Below are 296 nucleotides of genomic sequence, written 5' to 3' on the forward strand. Positions count from 1 at the left end.
GCGATCCCCGCATCTAGCCCGACCATTGAGCCGGAGGGGTGAATTGGCTCAAGCGTCTCCTGCTCGACCTGAAAGGAGATATACCAGTGCCCGGCTGCTTGGCTGACGGTCGCGTTTTTAATTTTCCCTTCAACTGGCTGGGACTGGCGAAACTTGACCCACGCCAGCCCGGCAGGCAGCTTCACTCGACCCTTTTCAAGGCGGCAATACTTGTCGAAGTTGACGAACCGGATAGCGTCGCGGTTGTCGCTTTTTTTCTTGAATACGGGTGCCTTGGCGGCGAGTTTCTTATCAAA

At 55.7% G+C, this 296-nt stretch carries 1 pseudogene; it reads right to left on the reverse strand.

The features are described 5' to 3' along the window. Window positions 1-296 (reverse strand): annotated as a pseudogene (locus tag MUW49_RS21235) (hypothetical protein); the annotation flags it as partial.

This window comes from Aeromonas sp. LsrichE-8G (assembly GCF_022869435.1).
Classification (GTDB): domain Bacteria; phylum Pseudomonadota; class Gammaproteobacteria; order Enterobacterales; family Aeromonadaceae; genus Aeromonas; species Aeromonas caviae.